Source organism: Tenacibaculum sp. SZ-18, assembly GCF_002813915.1.
GTDB lineage: Bacteria > Bacteroidota > Bacteroidia > Flavobacteriales > Flavobacteriaceae > Polaribacter.
Genome location: NZ_CP019335.1, coordinates 42,761 through 60,765 on the forward strand (window position 1 = coordinate 42,761; position 18,005 = coordinate 60,765).

Consider the following 18,005-nt stretch of genomic DNA (forward strand, 5'->3'; position numbering starts at 1 on the left):
TATTAGAGTAGGTTTTTATTAATTAATTCTTTTAATTCCTTGGCATCTGGTCCTGGAGCATTTTCATCAATTATCTCACCGTTACGATCCAGTAATAGATATCGTGGAATTGAGTGTATTTTTAAACTTTTCAGAAATTTAGAAGATTTAAAATTTTGAATTAAAAAACTGTTTCTATTTGTGTTTATTTCTTCTTCAATTGAAGCTTGCTGCCAATCTTTTTCATATTCATCAATAGATAAATAGGCGAAAGCTACATTTTTGTCTGCATAATGTTCTTTTAGTTTTTTTAGGTCACCCATTTTGTGTCTGCAAGGTAAACACCAACTTGCCCATAAATCAATATAAACTACTTTCCCTAAGTTATTTTTTAAATACTTATCAAGCGTTGTCTGCTTGCTATTATGATTCACAAGCAAAACTCCTTCAGGATGCATATCTGTATTTCTTTGTAGTTGTGATTTGTAGTTTTGTATTTGAGGAGTCAAAAAACTATTAGGATATTGTTTTTCAAATTTGTTGATAGTAGCCAAAACAGATCCTTTATTATCTTTTTGCACCATCATTTGGTTGATACAAACAAGTTTTAAATATGCTTGAATTTCGGGTTTAAATGTTGTGTAATTTGAGGAAAGATCAAATGCTTTTCCATAGTTTACTTTTAGCTTAAACTTTTCCTTAATTTTTTCGTTTTTTAAAATTACTCTTTTAATAAAAATATTAGTTTTTTCATAGAGATTAATGTCATCTAATTTTAGGTTCGAGAAGTAATCTGTGATTATACTTTCAAGTTTTTCATTTTTAGAGCACGAGTAGAGCAGTCCTAGTTCTTTAACTAAGTTAAGATCTAGTTCTTCAGAGTATTGGTTGTTACAATTATTTTTTGTTGTAGTTTTAGATAAAGAAGCTTTATTTTCATTTGTCTCTTTGATTAAAAGATCAATAAATGTAAATAATTCGTCTTCTTTACTTTTAAAATTACTGTAATTAATATTTAGAGGATAAATAACAGCCTTCTTTTCGTATTTTGTTGAATGAGGTTTAAAAGGTCTTGATGAATCAATCTCATAAAAGCTCTTTCTTAATGTTTTTAATTCTAAACTACTATAGATTTTTGGTGGTTTACAGTTTGAATTAATCGATAAATTATTATCATTTATATTAATTTTAATTACATCATCAGGCTTTAAAATAGTTTCTTTTTTGATGTGGTTTTTTGTAGTAACCCCAATTTTTTCTTTTCTGTTAATTAATAACGAAATTGTATCATTTGCCTTTTTTGAAAGTATTCTGTCTAAATTTTGATTTGCGTTATAGTAATTCTTTGTTCGAGATATACTTATTGGATTTCCTTTTGATTCATTAACTATAATGATTTTAGCAAATCCTTTGCTACTGGTTTCTATCTTGATAGGAACAGTATCAATTTTAGCTACAACTTCTTTTTTTTCATTCTTACACGAAAGAAAAACACATACAATTATTATTATAAAAACTCTCATTTGGTTGATTAAATTAAATAAAGCCTGTTTTTATAAAAACAGGCTTTTATAAATTTAAAATGCGCAACTAGCACAACAGTATCCAGAAGCATAGCTTCCATCACTATATTCGGTTCCATTCCACTCAGAAGAAGCTTGATCATAAGAAACGTAGTCTGACCAGTATCCTCCTCCGTCTGGAGTGTTTACATATAATCTGCATTTATCAAAGTCAGCTTGAGATAAAGATGGTTGTACACCTCCAAAAACGTCTTTTTGAGCTCTTTTGTTTAATACCACACCTAAATTTAAAATTGATTTTTTCATAATAAAAATAATAAAGTTACATTTGCGGTGAACATTTTAAGACACTCACCGAGTGTGTCTATTCTTCGCGAGAGAATATTGTTCATAAGAGCAAAGTCGTTAATTCGACTTTGCTTATCTTTTTTATAGTTCAGAATGTTGGGGAATGTTACTATAGTTTTCTTCTAAGTCCTCAATGAAAAAACTTAAATCAGTTCTACTATATTCTTTTGGGAAAGATTTTCCGTTAATTAGAATTTCAGGAGTGAAATTAATACCATTTGTGGTACACCATTCTTTTTCACTTTTTAATACTTCCTGATAACTATCAAAATTATCGCTTGTTTTCCAAGACTTTAACCAGGTTTCATAATCTACGTCACCATAGATTTCATTCATTGCTAGCATACAATCCTTTTCACCTTTTTCATTGTATAATTCAATTAATCTATTGGCAACAACAACTCCATTTACATCTGGATTTTCGACTGGAACATTAAAACGAATAGTTACTTTAACGAGATTGTTATATCGCTCTAAAATTTGATCTACTAATTTGTGGACTGGCTTACAGTGACCGCAAAAAGGGTTGGTAATAATCGTAATTTCTAGAGAAGAGTTTTTATTACCAAAAATTATTTCACCAGAATTTTGTATTTGAGTATTTAGTTTAGGAGATTTTTGTAATAGACTATTAAATAAGTTAAAATTTCTTTTGAATTTTACAGATTCAATTTTTTCCTTTCTAAGATTGATTATATCTTTAACTAATGGTTTGATATATCGCCAAGTTGCATAAGTTCCAATGAAACTTAAAGCGGTAACAACAATATCCTTTGTATCCATATTAAATAGCGAGGTAAAATCTTTTGTTTCAAAGAAAATAAGACCAGCTTGTAGCCATAATATGCCAACAATTGACAAACATAAAGTACACCAAGTTTTTACGACCTGTGACTGATAATAAATAGAATATATTGTTATTGGAAGTGCTAGAGCACTTATAAAAAATACTGGATTAAAATTACTTAAACTTAAAGAGGCAATTGTTAAACCAATAAAGTACATTATACTGAGGTCGCTCAATTTATGATTTTTTATAATTTCTGCTCCTTTTGAGGTTAAAACTGCATCACAGTCTTTCTTTTCATTATTTCCAGAGCAAAACGCATCCCCGATTAATGTGTTTTCTCCAAGTTCTTGCTTCAGAATACTGTAACTGGCTACGATTCCAAATAAAGATAATACTACATGTGCTAGATTTATTGCACCAATATTTTCATAATTAAGGAAACCAATAGCACTTACAAGAAAAACTAGTAAGATATAGTCAACGAAAGTGTTAGATTCTTTACCTGCGGTTTCGTTATCAGTTTTTTCTACAGCGACAATTATCCCGGTAAATTTTTGAATGAATTCAGATTCCGAAAGTCTATTATCTTTACTGCTACTTGAGAAAATTAAATACTCAGGTTTATTTTTAATTCTCGAAACCGTGACAAGGTCTGTTCCTTCATCAGTATTTATTTGAGCAATAAAACTATCAGGTAATTGATGAAGAGTTTGAATATCGGTTGGTACTTCAGCTGCAATATTTTCAATATTGAAATGATCTAAGACACCAGTTATAGCATGTAAACTTGGATAAGAAGGATGACTTTTTATTTGAAAGGCAAGTTCTTTCTTATCATATGCAATTTTATTCTTAGATAGCAGCCTCTGCACTATCATAAATAGTGGGTTTTTCATGGGAGGACTTTAATATTTGGTTGTTTGTAATTAAGCCAAATATAATATTTTTGGTTAAACTTTTGAGATAAAACTGTATTTTTTGTATATATCTAACTATGAATTACAGTGTTTAGTTTGTTTTTTAACAAAAAATTATAAGTTGTAAAAACAAAAATTCACCAAGAAATAAGTGCTTCTTGGTGGTTACTAATTATTTCAAACTATGCCCCATGGCTTATTATCAAAGCAGCTTATTTTTTAATTTATTTTAGTTATATCTTTATATTAACGTCAAAACTGTGCCTAACCTAAGATTAAAGCGTGAATTGAGTTTAACTTTAGGTTTGATCTTGTTTTTATCGGTTTTAAGCTTATTTATAGTTGTGGCTCATTTCAAAAATCATTTCACCTCCTTTAGTGATATCATTATGTGATATTAAAGTACCTTCTATTTTTTTACCGTTTAAAATAACACTTTTCACATAAACATTAGCTCTACTTTGATTAAGAGCTTTTATGGTCAATGTATTTCCATTTTCTAAATGAATAACGGCTTCTTTTATCAATGGGCTTCCTAATGCATAATTTGAAGATCCTGGTGTTACTGGATAAAATCCTAAACTGCTAAAAATATACCAAGCACTCATTTGTCCGGCATCATCATTTCCACATAAACCATCTACAGTTGATCCATACATTGAGTCCATTATCATTCGTACACGGGATTGAGTTTTTTCAGGATGTCCTGTCCAATTATATAAATAAGGTATATGATGACCTGGTTCATTTCCATGCACATAATTTCCGATAATTCCATCACGAGTAATATCTTCATGGTTTACAATATATTTATCTTCTATTTCCATAGAAAATAACTGATCTAATTGGCTACAAAATTTTTCTTTACCACCCATCATTTCAATCATTTTGTTGATGTTTTGAGGAACGTATAGCCCATAATTCCATGCATTCCCTTCAATAAAACCTTGTCCATGAGTATCCATTGGGTCGAAGTTCTCTCTAAAAGTTCCATTAGCTAATTTTGGTCTCATAAATCCAATAGAAGGATCATATACGTTTTTATAATATTCAGATCTTATTGTGTATTCTTTTTCAATATGAGAGTTTCCTGCCCTTTTCGCTATTTTTGAGATACACCAATCATTATAAGCGTATTCTAATGTTTTTGATACTGATGAATGACTTTTATCATCTGGAACATATTTGTAATCTATATAGTCTCCAATGCCATCAAAATAACGAACTGTTGCTGTATTGGTTGAAGCTTTAAGGGCCTGATTAATACTAAAGTCTCCTACGTTTTTTGCTAAAGCATCTGCAATAACTGATGTTGCGTGATAACCAATCATACACCAGTTTTCATTGGAATAATGACTCCAAATAGGTAACATGTTATGTACACTTTGATCGTGATGAGCTAACATTGATTTTATCATGTCATTATTTCTTTTCGGTTGAGTTATATTGTAGAGAGGATGAAGTGCTCTATAGGTGTCCCAAAGAGAAAATATTGTATAATTAGTAAACCCTTCTGATGTGTATATATTTTGGTCTAATCCACGGTATTTTCCATCAATATCCTCATATACAATAGGAGAAAGATTGGTATGATACAACGCTGTATAAAAGGTTGTTTTTTGTTCTTTAGTTAAAGTTTTAACTTCAATTTTTGAAAGCTCCTGATTCCACTTATTTTTTGTTTCTGTGTATGTTTTATTGAAATCCCAATGCGGTATTTCAGCTTCTAAATTTTTTAGAGCACCAGACGTACTTACATTGGATAAAGCAAACTTTATTCTTATTTGTTCATCTTTATCAGTGTCAAAATTGAAATACGCTCTTAGGTTTTTTCCTGCCATTTCTGGGAAATTTTCATCTTGATTAAATCGTCTGTAAAAACCGTCATATTTAATGGTATCATATTTTTTATGACCATAACTTTTAAAAGGCTTTGAGAATTTAGCAGCAAAAAATACTTTCTTGTCTCTAGCCCATCCTTTAGTTTGTCGATACCCAGTGATAGTAGAATTATTTTCTACACGAAGAAAAGTCCATACGTTTTTATTATCATGATGATACACATTATATACCATATCTAATATAATATGTGCGTCATTAGATTTTGGAAAAGTATATTGATGAAAACCAACACGATCACTTGCTGTTAACTCTACTTTAATTCCATAACTATTTAAATCCACTTTATAATAGCCCGGAGAAGCTTCTTCATGTTCATGGAAGAAAGTAGAGTAGAAACCTTTTTTCCCATCTTTCATCTTTATAGGATCAAGAACCAAATCCCCAGTAGTAGGCATAACAAGAAAATCACCTAAGTCTGAATGTCCAGTTCCACTAAAGTTAGTATGAGTAAAGCCTATAATGGTAGAGTCTCTATATTGATATCCAGCGCAATATTCATAAGTTTCTTTATTGTAACTGCCATTTTGATCGAACATTACTTGAAAGTTAGTTTGAGGGCTAAGTTGCACCATTCCAAAGGGTGTGGTAGCACCTGGAAAAACATGTCCCATTTTACTTGTTCCTATAAAAGGGTTTACAAATTTTGTGTATTCAATCTTATCGGTTTCTGAAGTGTTGGTATTTCTTATCTTTTCTTTACAAGAAGTAATTGCTAAAGCTAAAATAAGTATAAATATTCTTCTCATGTTTTATTAATTAAGGCTAATAAATTTATGTTTTTTTAAAAAAGTTACCAATAGTAAAACTTGTTAAATATGGAAGTGGTAGGGTTTATACTTTGGTAACTTTATTTGTAAGATGATAGGGATTATTACTAAATCTTGATACAATATTAGACATTATATCTGTAGTTAAATCTAATGAAGTGGAATTGAAGGGTTATATTATGATGCTTCTTGATGAATTATTCGTGACGAGAATAAAGATGGGCTAATATTAAAAACATGTAGTGTTTTTGATGTATCTTTTTCAAAGATATTTTAAATTGAATCTAATATAAAAGTTACTTTGCAGTATTAATTTAGCAATAAAAAAGAAGTCATGAAAAACATAGGAAATACTTTTTCTCAATTCATTTACATGATTTTTCTAATCGCACATACTTTTAAAATATCTGCACAAACTAATTCATATAATTCAATTACACTTGATAATTATAAAAGTGACATTGTTAATCAATATTATTTATTTCAAGAAACTAAAGAAAAAAATTACATAAACAATATTCTTAGATTTTTAAAAATAAATGAACTACATATTAAGGAGGATTCAATTTACAGTAAAATTCTCTACTTAAAAGGGGTAAATAGTGAAGTATATTTGCATAGACATGAAGAAGCAAAAAATTTATTACAACATTCATTAAATCTTGCAGAAAAAACAAATGATTATTTCCTAATAGGTTGTATTAAAAACTTATTGGGTGTGATTTATTCGATGAGAGAGAGAAAATATAGTGAATCAGATAGCTTATTTAGGGAAGCCAAAATTTACAGTAAAAAGTCTAATAATATCGATCAATTAGTAGATACATATTACAATTTAACTGTAAACGCAAGATACATGAATGATTGGATCTCGTCTTTAATTTACTCAAAGTCTTTTCTTGAGGTGTTAAAAGAATCTAATAAGAAAATAGTAAACTATTCAAGGATTTATTATTATGTAGCAGATAATCATTTGCAGGTTCAAAACTATACCGAGGCTATAAATACTTTAAACACTTACAAGGAGTACGACTCCTATGCCGATAGTTACACAAGAAGTTTAATAAATAAAGCTTTTGCCAAATATTATAAAGAGATAGGGAAATTAAATGAAGCGCTCAGGTATTATAAATTGTCAAGTGAGGAACTAGAAGCTGCCTTTAAAAATAATGAAACAAAACTAAGTAATTCTTTTGCTGAAAAACTTGAGTTGGAATATGAATTTGCTTCCTTAAAAGATAAAACAATAAATAATCAAAATGAAGAGTTGTATATAAAATCTGTATTCATATTGGCTTTATTTGTCTTGATATTGGTATCAGGATGGATAATATTTTCAAATACGAAAAAAAGTAAACAAATTAAAAGTCTTAATGATAGATTAGGTAAATCAGTTATAGATCTTAGGGAAAAAAACAAAGACTTAAACAAGAAAAATAAAGAGATAGATAACTTACTTTTTTTGAATGAACAATCTTTATTTTCAAGGGCTTTAAGAATATCTACTTATAATGATACAATTAAGAAAATATCTGACGATATTGAAAGTTATGCTATGAGTAACTCCAGCTCGTCTAATTTTTTATTTAAGTTGAATGAAAAATTAGCAACACTAATATCTGAAGAAGATATGTGGAAAGATTTTAAGATCCAATTTGAAAAAACAAGACCTGATTTTTTTATTAAACTCAAGAGAATAGCTCCAAGTTTATCGGTTAATGATTTAAAACATTGCACATATATAGTTTCTAATCTTAAAAGTAAAGAAGTAGCAAGATTAATTAATGTTTCCCCGAGAAGTGTAGAAACTACTCGATATAGAGTAAAAAAGAAATTAGGACTAGAAAAAGGTGATAATTTGTATGATTTCTTAACCACATTATAGTTTGTAAGTTGTTTAAATAAGGTGAGTGGGATTTAACTTACACTTACATTTGGTAATAAATTTTGAATCTTGATAGAAGGTTTAGCATCAAGAAAAGCTTATGCTATTAATCCGGCAATTAGATTTCCAATAAAGTTATCAAAAGATCTATGTCTGGCGAATTCAATTTGACAAGTGTTCTTTAGGATATCATTTACCGATTCTATAATTGCTCTTTTTCTTAGATATACTTTATCCATAAATTCAAGTGCTTTTTTCTTCATATTTTCCCTTAATTTGGTTATTAAATGGATACCATGTACGAACAATTTATCAAATAAATCTTTTCCTAAATATCCTTTGTCTCCATATATTTTCGAAGATTTTATCATTGAAGCTTTTATTTTTCAAAGGAACACTATCATTACACAGACTAAGTCTACCTTAAATCCGTAAAACCAACCTAAAGTCCTATAACTTTTTTCAGCAATACCTTTAAATACTTTATGTTGTCTCTCTCTTTTATAATGACAAACTTTTAATGTAGTAGAATCAATAAAAGACGCAACTGAATATTTTCCTAAACCTTTAATTTTTAAATATATAACTAATCGCTGTGCTACTTGTTTTTGAAGTTCTACAAATCTATTATAAGAAACAACATCAGGAAAGAAGTCGCTCATATGTCTACCTGCGTAATCAAGGTAAAAATGCTTCAGATTACGATATGACTTTAGATGAAAAATAATCATAATAGTCATTATTTCACTTCCACTTATTTTAGATTTTCTGTTCCGTTTTTTTAATTGAGAGGAGTCAGAAATGCTGCTTTTTGTTAAAACAACATCAAATTCTTTCATAAAATCATATAATTCACAGAAAATTTCAATAATTTAAGTATCAGAAATCATAGCGAAAAAATTAGTTAAACATTTAAAATTCATTACCTTAATCTACTGAATTTCTCGCTTTTTATTTACAAATAAGTCAGGTTTCTTAAATCGAACTCACGTTATTTACATCTATTTTCAACTCTGCAACTCCCGATATAGATTTTTTATTAATAAAATCACGCATTTTCTCTGAAGTATGAATTAGCTCTACATAATTCTTACTTTCTAACTCAATATTAACTGGATATCCTGCTGGTGGTCCAACAGGATCTTTTTCTATTGAAATAAACAATCCTGGATACACACCTTGTAAATCCTCTGTTATTGCCTTTTTTAATACTTTACTATTAGTTCCTTTACGATATTTGTATTCACGTATTAAAGCTACTATCTTACCTCTATGGGCCATTTCTGCTGTAGAACCTCCATCTGTTTGTGGATTTCCAGATTCAGCACTAACTTGAGTATTTAAGCTTTCTACTAAAAAATTGTAATCACCATCTAAATACTTTGAAGAGTTCACAATTTTGGAAACTCTTTCCTCTATACCAGTCATAATGGCATTTGTCTTCTCGATATCTGTTCCTTGTGGATACTCAACCTTTGTTCTTTGAGAATCAACTGAAGAACCAAATACTATAAACGATACAACTAAACCTACAAAGGTTATTATTGTTATAATTTGAGTAAGTAACTGAATAAATTCAATAAATACTAGTCCAAACGAATCCTTAGATATGGCCATTGAACTAAATGAACTCATAAGATTGATAAAAGATAGTTTACTAATTGAGGACTTAAAAACAAATTCTTTAAATGCACGTTACAATGTTATAAGGAACGAAGCTCCCCGTTTGAAGGATATGACACTTATCCCTGCTATCCAACCCAACCAAGTAAATGAACAAGTGGATAAGATTATAATGATATTTAATAGTTTACTCAAAAGGTTAATACGATATCTAACAAAAAGAAATTTGATAAAGAAATTAACTTGGATGTTATTTTCAAAAAGATTTTTAGTTTAGTTTTATCACATTCTCTTAAAAATGTTAAAATTTTAGCTTTATCTTAAATTTTAACATTTTTTAAGTAAAGCATTGCGGTGTTAGATTGTTTTACCTGCAAAACTTTCATTATTTTTGACAAATTTTTAACAAATTATGAGCTACAAATATATAATTCTCTTATTATTTGTTGGCACTTTGTGTCACGGACAATATAAAACAAACTCTCCTTGGGATCTTGGAGATGCTCAACGAAAAGGTGCAAAACCGACCTTGAAAGAGATGGCTTCGCAAGCAGAAAAATATTTTAGCACAATCGATGCTAGTAAAAAGGGTAGTGGTTTAAAACCATTTAAAAGATGGGAAAATAACTGGTCTCATTATTTAAATGAAGATGGGACTATAGCATCAAAGGAAAAGTTATGGGACGCTTGGAGAGTAAAAAATGCGCTTCATGGCAAATCAGCAAAAAACAATACAAATGTAAGTGACTGGAAATCTTTAGGGCCTTTTAGTAGCACTTCACGATACTTTTCAGATCCAACTAAAACTGTCGGTCAAGGAAGAGTAAACACAATAGCTGTTGACCCTAACGATTCGAACACCTATTATGTTGGATCTCCTGCTGGTGGTATATGGAAATCAACTGATGCAGGAATCAACTGGACTCCTTTAAGAGACTACTTACCACAAATAGGAGTATCTGGTATTGCCATAGATCCTAACAACTCGGATATTATTTACATTGCAACTGGTGATGATGACTCGTCTCATTCGTATGCTGTTGGAGTATGGAAAAGTACTGATGGAGGCACCACTTGGAATAATACAGGAGCAATCCCTGGAAATCCAGATAATATGAATGAAATTTATATATTTCCTAACAATTCACGTACTATTATCGTGGCTACCTCTACAGGTTTACAAAAAAGTATTAACGGAGGTGTTACCTGGAGTACAAAATTGACTGGCTATATTGACGATATCAAAATGAAGCCAGGAGATCCAAACATTTGGTATGCTGTTTCTCGAAATATGTTTTATAGATCTACAGACCGAGGAGAAACCTTCACCGCAATTTCATTACCTGGTTTAACAAATTCTGGAAGGTTAACAATGGATGTAACTGATGCAGATGACGCTTATGTTTACGTTGTTAGTGCTACAGTAAGAGACAATGATTTAGGTTTAAATTATAATTTTAATGGAATTTATAAGTCCACCAATAGCGGAATAACATTTACTAAAACCGCCGAAACAAATGATATCTTTGGCAGTACTCAAGCTTGGTATGATTTAGCTCTAACAGTTTCAGATAAAGACAAAGATATTGTTTACGTTGGGGTTCTAGACTTATGGAAATCAACAAACGGTGGTGATAATTTTTCACAAATCAACAAATGGGATGTATGGGAATCTCCAAATTATACGCATGCGGATATTCATTTCTTAAGATTCCTAGACGGAAAGCTCTTTGCAGGAACAGATGGTGGAATATATGTGTCTGAGGATGAAGGTGTCAATTTTACTTACCTTACAGAAAATATAGCTATTAGTCAATTTTATAGAATTTCCATTTCACAAGAAGGAAGAGAGGTAATTGCTGGTGGATTGCAAGACAATGGTGGATTTGGATACAACAATAGCGGCTGGAGACATTATCATGGCGGTGATGGAATGGAAGGAATAGTTGATCCGAACGACTCACAAACATATTATGGTTTTACTCAATATGGTGGTTATTTAAATATAACCAACGATAGTGGTATAAGTCTTTCACGTCAAATTGGTTCTCCACCTGAGGAGCGAGGTCCTGGTGATTCAGGAGGTGAATGGATTACACCAATGGCTATAACAAGCAACAGTGAAATATACGCTGGTTATAGTCAGGTATATAAGTTTAATGGGACAAATGGATGGGATAAAATTTCAGACCATAACTTCGAAGATGATGATATAGATCGATTAGTAATTAATCCGGAAAATAACGACATAATGTATGTAGCGCAAGGAGAAGGATTACATAGAAGCTCTGACAGAGGAGTAACCTTTACAAAGATTAACTTCGATGAAGGAACCATAAGAGGTATAGCGACCGACCCTTCCGACGAAGAAGCTATTTGGGTAGCTACTAGTAATAACGTACATAAAATTACCAATATAACAGGCTCTGTTCCCACAAAAACTGTAATTGGAACTAATATTCCATTAGAAAGCTTAACTGTTATTAAACACCATAAAGGAAGTGATAATAATACCCTGTATTTAGGAACTACATTAGGAGTATACTTTATTAATGATGATTTAACGGAATGGCAGTCTTTTGATACAAATTTACCAAATACACAAATTAGAGATTTAGAAATCCATGAGTTAAATTCAACACTATATGCGGGAACATTCGGTAGAGGAATATTCTACTCTGACATACCTACCTCTTCAGTATTATCTGCAGAAGACGATGTTTTCCTTAGCGGTATTTCGATTTACCCAAATCCATCTCAAAATATTTTTAATATTAAAAGGACTACATCAGATGAGTTAACTGTTAAAGTATTAGATCTAACAGGAAAGCAAGTTTTTACTAAAAAGAACATTACGGACACTACTTTTGAAATAGATATGAGTTCATATTCTAGTGGTATTTATATCATGAACATGTCTTCCAATGGAAAAATAGCGACTAAAAAACTAATTAAAAGATAATAATACAATAGTGTTATAGAAATAAAAACTCCATGATTCATTATCCATGGAGTTTTTTATTTTATGACTTGATTAATTACCTGATTAATTAAATTTAATTCATAACCTCGATAGTTTAAATACGTATATAACTTCCGTCTTCTTTCGTATATGTTTTGATCTTTGATGAGTTCATTTTTATTCTTCGTAAGATGAAATAAATTACTCATATACAACTCATTGTCTATTTCCTTCAACGCTGTTTTTATATTATAATCTGAAATATTTCTAATTTTCAATTCTCTAGAAATCCTAAGTCGTCCCCATTTTTTTATTCGATATTTTCCACGAGCAAAACTTTTCGAAAATCGTTGTTCATTTAAAAAATCATGCTCTAAGAGATGTAATAAAATAGCCTCTTTTGCAACTTGAATTAGTTTATATTCTCTTAACTTATTTTCCACTTCTTTATGACAACGATCTTGATAAACGCAATAGCGCTCCATTTTTCGTTTAATCTCTTCAACCGTATAAACCTCCTTTTTATTCATATAACAAAAAAACAAAAAGAGTTAGAGGTTGTTTACCTCTAACTCATTTCACTTAACAAATTAATTTAATTAACTGGAAACTCCCGTTATTTCCTCTAATTGATCTTCATCTAAATCTGAGTTACCTTGATTTCTTATCCACATTTTTAATTTCGTAATTAAATAGAATAGAATCGGCACTACTATGAGTGTTAAAAATGTTGCTACTATTAAACCATAAATTACAGTCCAAGCTAAAGGTCCCCAGAAAATAACATTATCTCCTCCTACATAAATATGAGGGTTTAATTCTGATACCAGCGTGTAGAAATTGATATTTAATCCTGTTGCTAATGGGATTAAACCTAAAATAGTTGTAATTGCCGTTAACAAGACAGGACGTAAACGTGCCTTCCCTCCTTTAATGATACTTTCTTTTAAATCTGTAATAGAAACAAAATCATCTTCCTCTAAACCTAAATGAACTTTCTTCCTATCTAATAGTAACTGGGTATAATCAAGTAACACTACGCCGTTATTTACTACTATACCCGCTAAAGAAATAATTCCCATCATTGTCATGATAATTACGAAAGGAGATCCAGAAATTACGATTCCACCGAATACACCAATTAAACTCAAGAAAATTGCTAGCATGATAATTGCAGGTTTTGAAATAGAGTTAAACTGGTATATTAGAATCAAGAATATCAATCCTAAACCAGAAAACAAAGCACCCATTAAAAATTTCATCTGCTTATCTTGCTCTTCAATTTGCCCAGTGTAATCAACTTCAACAGTTGAAGGTAAATCAGTAAAATTACCCATTTCATCCTTAATCTTAGAAACAATAGCTCCTGCGTCTGTAAACCCTGGGGCTAAAGCAGAATACACTGTAACTACTCTTTTTCCATTTTTATGTTTAATTGCGCTAAATCCTGATGTGTTTTTTTGATTGGCTACAGCTGAAACAGGAATTGATTTTACCTGACCTGTCGAAATATCCCTAAATATTAATGTTTGATTGAAAATAGCACTGGTATTGTAGCGATTATCCTTATTAAATCGAACATAAATATCATAATCTTCGCCATCTTCTTTGTAAACTCCAGCCTTTGTTCCAAAAATAGAATTACGTAACTGTTGACCTACCTGAGATGCAGAAACACCTAACTCGCCTGCCTTTTTTCTATCAACATTCACTAACATTGTGGGTTTTGACTTATTTACATCTATTTTCAACTCTGCAACTCCCGATATTGATTTTGTATTAATAAAATCACGCATTTTCTCTGCAGTATTAATTAGCTCAACATAATTCTTACCCTCTAACTCAATATTAATTGGATATCCTGCAGGTGGTCCAACAGGATCTTTTTCTATTGAAATAGACAATCCTGGATACACACCTTGTAAATCCTCTGTTATTGCCTTTTTTAATACTTTACTATTAGCGCCTTTACGATATTTGTATTCACGCATTGAAGCTACTATCTTACCTCTATGGGGCATTTCTGCGGTAGAACCTCCATCTGTTTGTGGATTTCCAGATCCAGCACCAACTTGAGTAATTGAGCTTTCTACTAAAAAATTATAATCACCATCTAAATACTTTGAAGAGTTCACAATTTTGGAAACTCTTTCCTCTAAATCAGTCATAATAGCATTTGTCTTCTCGATATCTGTACCTTGTGGATACTCAACATAAACGACAATTTGGTTTGGTGTATTATCAGGAAAAAATTCAACCTTTGTTCTTTGAGATTCAACTGAAGAACCAAATACCATAAACGATACAACTAAACCGACAAAGGTTATTATTGTTATAATTTGAGGCTTCCAACCTCCAATAGCCAATTTAATCATCTTTTCATAAAATCGTTCCCATCTTGGTAGTACATCTCTCTGAAATCTGTTGGCCAATGGACGCATTACAAACCTATAGACCCAAAAATTTACAGCAGCGAAAATTAATAAGGTACCCAACGGTTTAAATATGCCTCCAAATATCAAAACTAAAATACCCAAAACACCCAAGGAAGCTGTTAGTTTGATAATTCTTTTTAGTGGCATATTTTTATCCTCAGTACTCATAAATTGAGAAACCAATACTGAATTAAAGAAAATTGCAACAAATAACGATGAACCTAACACAACAGATAATGTAATCGGAAAATAAATCATGAATTGCCCCATTACTCCTGGCCATAAACCTAAAGGCACAAATGCAGCTACAGTAGTTGCCGTTGAGATAATGATTGGTAGTGCAATTTCACCTATTCCTTTTTTAGCTGCCTCAAGTCTTGTCATTCCTTCCTCATCCATTAAACGATAAACGTTTTCCACAACTACAATACCATTATCTACTAGCATTCCTAGTCCCATGATTAACCCAAAAAGAATCATCGTATTCATGGTATATCCCATTAAATTTAATATCATTAATGACATAAACATGGACATTGGAATTGCAAATCCAACAAATAATGCATTTTTTAACCCCAAGAAGAACATTAAGACTGTTACAACAAGAATAACTCCGAAAATAATATTGTTAACTAAGTCATCAACTTGCCCTACTGTTTTAGAAGATTGATCATTTGCTAACGTTATTTTTAAATTTCCTGGTAAAACCTTAGAATCTTTGGCTTTTTCCACGATATCTTTAATTTTCTCTGTGGCTTCAACCATATTTTCACCAGAACGCTTTTTAATGTCGAGCATAACAACTGATTGCCCGTTTTCCCTAGCGTATGTTGTCTTGTCTTTATCCTTAAAACTAACCTTAGCAATATCTTTCAAATAGATTGGATTTCCTCTTTCAGATTTTACCACGAAGTTTTCTAATTCATTAGGTGCCTCAATTTCACCCAAAACTCTAATTGTTCTTCGTTGTCCGCTTGCAATAATATTTCCTGCTGAAACTGTTGCATTACCATTACCTATGGCCTGTAATACGTCACCGAAGCTAACTTGGGCTGCCATCATTCTATAAATATCTACAGCAACTTCTACCTCTTTTTCCTCCGCTCCACGAATATCAGCCCTTTTTATTTCTTTCAAATCTTCAATATCATCTTGAAGGTATTCCGCGTATTCTTTTAATTGCTCAACCGTATAATCTCCTGATATATTTATATTTAGAATTGGAGTTTCTTCTGCTATATTTAAAACAAAGACATTTGGTTCAACTTTAGCACCATTAAAAATTGGCCAATCCTCTCCAGAAACCTCTTCATCGATTTCATCCTTTACCAATTGCTTAGCTTCTTCAACAGTTATTTTCTCGCTGAACTCCACAGTAATCATGGAAACATTTTCTTGAGAGGTTGATATAATTTTATTTACATTACTTACAGTATTTAACTTTTCTTCTAAAGGATCAGTGATTAATTTTTCAATATCTTCAGCTGTATTTCCAGGAAAAATTGAGTTTACATATATTTTGGTTTCTTTTATTTCTGGAAAACTCTCTCTAGGCATACCTAAGAATGCTGATATTCCCAAAAACAAAATTATAACCATTAAAACATAAATGGTCGTTTTATTGTTTATTGCCCAAGAAGATAATCCAAACTCTTTATTTACTTTTTTCTGTTGGTCTGTCATCAGTTCAAATTTTTAATTCTTATTTGGCTATTACTAAAACTTTTACTTCTTGTTTATTTTTTACACTTCTAGCTCCTTCGTCCACTATATCCATACCACTTGTTAATCCGGTAGTAACTTCAATAATATCTCCTTGGGTTTTACCGGTTTCTATAATAACTTGTTTAGCTACTGATTTACCTTTTATAACTTCAACCACGTAAACATACTGTTGGCCATTAGAGTTTTCAGAAATAATACTTTGAGGAATTAAAAAAGCTGATGGATTTGTATAATCATTAATCTTCAATTTGGCAGTTAAATTTGGTTTAATTTTTCCTTCCTTGTTAGGTACATCAATTTCAACTTTGAAAGTTCTGTTGGCTGGATTTATAAAATTTCCTGCTTGACGCACTTTTGAATGAACTTGTGTTCCTAAAATAGGAAATTCAATTTCAACTTCCTTTCCCTTAACCACAGAACTGATATATGTTTCCGAAACATTCGTTTCGATATACATATCGTCTAAGTTAACAACTCGGAAAACCTCTGCTCCTGGTCCAGGTGCAATAACGGTTCCTTGTTCTTTAATTACATCATCTACAATTCCACTAAATGGAGCTCTAATAGTATATTTACCAATACTCTTGCGTAAATTAGTTACAGCATTTTTTTGTGCTTCGTAATTTGTTTTTGCTTGTAAAAATTGAATTTCAGAGCCAATTTTTTGATCCCATAAACGCTTTTGACGTTCAAAAGTAGTTTTAGCTAAAGCTTCATTAGCTTCTAATTGTGCTAACTGATTTGATAATCCTCCATCATCAATACGCGCAAGTACTTGTCCTTTTATAACTTTTTGTCCTTCTTTTACGAGAACACTTATTAGTTGCCCAGGTACTTCCGGATACACTAATACATTCTTTTTTGTTTGTACACTACCTTGCAATTCTAAGTAGTGGATAAATTCTTTCGGCTCAGCTTTTATCGTTGTAATTAGAGGTATTTTTTTATTGGTATCTAATTTCGAAATAGCATCATCTAATTGTTTAATTTGAATTGCTATTTCTTGAGATTTTGTACTTAATTCGTCTTTTTTCGCTCTAATCTTTGTGAGATCATTTGAAGATAAAACTGCTTCTATTGACTGTTCTTTATTTCCGCATGAAATTAACAAAACTGAGGCTACGGTTAGTATAAATATCTTGCTCATTA

General features: G+C 30.8%; 10 protein-coding genes and 1 pseudogene. 2 read left to right on the top strand and 9 right to left on the bottom strand.

The window, feature by feature from the left end; translation table 11 throughout:
- Positions 1-2 precede the first annotated feature (2 nt).
- From BTO06_RS00160 to BTO06_RS00175, 4 genes are all read right to left on the bottom strand, one after another.
- Positions 3-1,502: a TlpA family protein disulfide reductase gene (locus BTO06_RS00160; protein WP_100923372.1), complete on the bottom strand. Its 1,500-nt coding sequence runs from the start codon at positions 1,500-1,502 to the stop codon at positions 3-5.
- A 54-nt stretch (positions 1,503-1,556) separates the two neighbouring features.
- Positions 1,557-1,808: a hypothetical protein gene (locus BTO06_RS00165; protein WP_100923373.1), complete on the bottom strand. Its 252-nt coding sequence runs from the start codon at positions 1,806-1,808 to the stop codon at positions 1,557-1,559.
- Positions 1,809-1,931: 123 nt separating this feature from the next.
- Positions 1,932-3,518, bottom strand: a complete 1,587-nt coding sequence (locus BTO06_RS00170) for a vitamin K epoxide reductase family protein (protein WP_198517115.1) — start codon at positions 3,516-3,518, stop codon at positions 1,932-1,934.
- Between the two features lie 371 nt (positions 3,519-3,889).
- Complete coding sequence (locus tag BTO06_RS00175) at positions 3,890-6,205, bottom strand: GH92 family glycosyl hydrolase (protein WP_100923375.1); 2,316 nt, start codon at positions 6,203-6,205, stop codon at positions 3,890-3,892.
- Between the two features lie 355 nt (positions 6,206-6,560).
- Here BTO06_RS00175 and BTO06_RS00180 point away from each other — a divergent pair, with 355 nt between their 5' ends.
- Positions 6,561-8,111: a helix-turn-helix transcriptional regulator gene (locus BTO06_RS00180; RefSeq protein WP_100923376.1), complete on the top strand. Its 1,551-nt coding sequence runs from the start codon at positions 6,561-6,563 to the stop codon at positions 8,109-8,111.
- Positions 8,112-8,209: 98 nt separating this feature from the next.
- Here BTO06_RS00180 and BTO06_RS18970 read toward each other — a convergent pair.
- Both BTO06_RS18970 and BTO06_RS00195 read right to left on the bottom strand, forming a co-directional pair.
- A pseudogene (locus BTO06_RS18970) lies at positions 8,210-8,950 on the bottom strand (IS982 family transposase).
- A 136-nt stretch (positions 8,951-9,086) separates the two neighbouring features.
- Entirely contained in the window at positions 9,087-9,746 is a 660-nt protein-coding gene (locus BTO06_RS00195; protein ID WP_157811666.1) for a hypothetical protein, read from the bottom strand.
- 400 nt (positions 9,747-10,146) lie between these two features.
- Here BTO06_RS00195 and BTO06_RS00205 point away from each other — a divergent pair, with 400 nt between their 5' ends.
- Positions 10,147-12,696 carry a T9SS type A sorting domain-containing protein gene (locus BTO06_RS00205; RefSeq protein WP_100923381.1) on the top strand — a complete coding sequence of 850 codons (2,550 nt, stop codon included), beginning with the start codon at positions 10,147-10,149 and terminating at the stop codon, positions 12,694-12,696.
- A 56-nt stretch (positions 12,697-12,752) separates the two neighbouring features.
- Here the strand turns inward: BTO06_RS00205 and BTO06_RS00210 are convergent, their stop codons facing one another.
- The 3 genes from BTO06_RS00210 to BTO06_RS00220 all read right to left on the bottom strand — a co-directional run bounded on the left by BTO06_RS00210 (position 12,753) and on the right by BTO06_RS00220 (position 18,003).
- Positions 12,753-13,226, bottom strand: coding sequence for a regulatory protein RecX (locus BTO06_RS00210; RefSeq protein ID WP_100923382.1), 474 nt, complete (start codon positions 13,224-13,226; stop codon positions 12,753-12,755).
- A 69-nt stretch (positions 13,227-13,295) separates the two neighbouring features.
- Positions 13,296-16,814: an efflux RND transporter permease subunit gene (locus BTO06_RS00215; protein ID WP_100923383.1), complete on the bottom strand. Its 3,519-nt coding sequence runs from the start codon at positions 16,812-16,814 to the stop codon at positions 13,296-13,298.
- A 19-nt stretch (positions 16,815-16,833) separates the two neighbouring features.
- Positions 16,834-18,003, bottom strand: coding sequence for an efflux RND transporter periplasmic adaptor subunit (locus BTO06_RS00220; protein WP_100923384.1), 1,170 nt, complete (start codon positions 18,001-18,003; stop codon positions 16,834-16,836).
- Between the last annotated feature and the right edge of the window lie 2 nt (positions 18,004-18,005).

Coding starts and splice junctions, on each gene's coding strand:
- BTO06_RS00170 (WP_198517115.1), bottom strand. CDS start 3,518: ATGATAGTGCAGAGGCTGCTATCTAAGAATAAAATTGCATATGATAAG.
- BTO06_RS00165 (WP_100923373.1), bottom strand. CDS start 1,808: ATGAAAAAATCAATTTTAAATTTAGGTGTGGTATTAAACAAAAGAGCT.
- BTO06_RS00215 (WP_100923383.1), bottom strand. CDS start 16,814: ATGACAGACCAACAGAAAAAAGTAAATAAAGAGTTTGGATTATCTTCT.
- BTO06_RS00175 (WP_100923375.1), bottom strand. CDS start 6,205: ATGAGAAGAATATTTATACTTATTTTAGCTTTAGCAATTACTTCTTGT.
- BTO06_RS00205 (WP_100923381.1), top strand. CDS start 10,147: ATGAGCTACAAATATATAATTCTCTTATTATTTGTTGGCACTTTGTGT.
- BTO06_RS00195 (WP_157811666.1), bottom strand. CDS start 9,746: ATGAGTTCATTTAGTTCAATGGCCATATCTAAGGATTCGTTTGGACTA.
- BTO06_RS00220 (WP_100923384.1), bottom strand. CDS start 18,003: ATGAGCAAGATATTTATACTAACCGTAGCCTCAGTTTTGTTAATTTCA.
- BTO06_RS00160 (WP_100923372.1), bottom strand. CDS start 1,502: ATGAGAGTTTTTATAATAATAATTGTATGTGTTTTTCTTTCGTGTAAG.
- BTO06_RS00210 (WP_100923382.1), bottom strand. CDS start 13,226: ATGAATAAAAAGGAGGTTTATACGGTTGAAGAGATTAAACGAAAAATG.
- BTO06_RS00180 (WP_100923376.1), top strand. CDS start 6,561: ATGAAAAACATAGGAAATACTTTTTCTCAATTCATTTACATGATTTTT.